Annotated in this window: 1 protein-coding gene; it reads right to left on the bottom strand. The window is 45.1% G+C overall.

Annotated elements, in window-relative coordinates:
- On the bottom strand, positions 1–1,034 hold a 1,034-nt coding region (ald, locus tag QZ359_RS01575), incomplete at its 3' end, for an alanine dehydrogenase (RefSeq protein WP_293955960.1).
- Between the last annotated feature and the right edge of the window lie 230 nt (positions 1,035–1,264).

Genomic DNA, 1,264 nt, shown 5'->3' with positions numbered 1-1,264 from the left:
GTGGTAACTCCTTGACGCAAGCCCTCATCCTCAGAGATTGCTTGTACAAAACCTTTACCAGCCAAAGCTTCGATATAAGGAAGAGTGACATTGGTTAGGGCGATAGTTGAAGTACGGGCTACCGCACCGGGGATGTTGGCAACGGCATAGTGGAGCACACCGTGTTTTTCATAGACGGGTTCATCGTGCGTTGTCACACGGTCAGCTGTCTCGATAACACCACCTTGGTCAACAGCAACGTCAACGATGACTGATCCTGGACGCATTTGCTTGACCATCTCATCTGTGACCAGTTTTGGTGCCTTGGCCCCTGGAATGAGAACCGCCCCAATTACCACATCTGCATCTCTCACACTGGCTTCGATGTTAAATGAATTGGACATAAGAGTTTGAATTTGGTGACCAAAGACCTCCTCTAAAACGGAGAGACGTTTAGCACTGATATCAAGGATGGTTACTTGTGCACCAAGACCAAGAGCAATTCGAGCAGCATGAGTCCCTACGACACCGCCACCGATGATGGTTACTTTCCCTTTAGGCACACCCGGTACACCACCCAGTAGGACGCCAGAACCTCCTGCTTGCTTGGTTAGGAAATGGGCGCCGATTTGGACTGCCATACGGCCTGCAACCTCACTCATAGGAACGAGGAGTGGTAACTGATTTTGGGAATTACGGACAGTTTCATAGGCAATCCCAGTTGTTTTTGCTTCCAACATAGCATCTGCTAATTCTGGAGCAGCGGCCATGTGCAAGTAGGTAAAGAGAAGCAGGTCGTCGCGCAAGTAACCATATTCAGAATCTAGAGGTTCTTTTACCTTTACGACCAACTCAGCAGCCCAGGCCTCACCAGCAGTAGCGACAATTTCAGCTCCTTGCTTTTGATAGTCAGCATCAGTAAAGCCAGAACCGAGACCAGCATTTGTTTCGATAAGGACGCGATGACCACGGCCGACTAAGCTGTGGACACCAGCAGGTGTTAGGGCAACACGGTTTTCATTATTCTTAATTTCTTTTGGAATTCCGATTAACATAGAGAAAAACTCCCTTTCTATTGACGGGTTGTAAATGATTTATCACATTATCTATAAAATAAGGTGATGATTTTATTCTATATGAAACCGCTTTAAAAAGCAAGAAAAATTTGTTGTAATTTATTTTTTATGCTAGACTGGTAGAAAATATTTTTAAATGGAGGAGAAGTATGGAATCAATCTTTTTAAAACTATCCCAGTATCCAATAATGGAGACTGAGCGTCTATTG

This window comes from Streptococcus sp. (genome assembly GCF_019414905.1).
Lineage (GTDB): Bacteria > Bacillota > Bacilli > Lactobacillales > Streptococcaceae > Streptococcus.
Note: the sequence above shows the minus strand (reverse complement) of the source record. Positions and strands in the feature narration are given on the sequence as shown.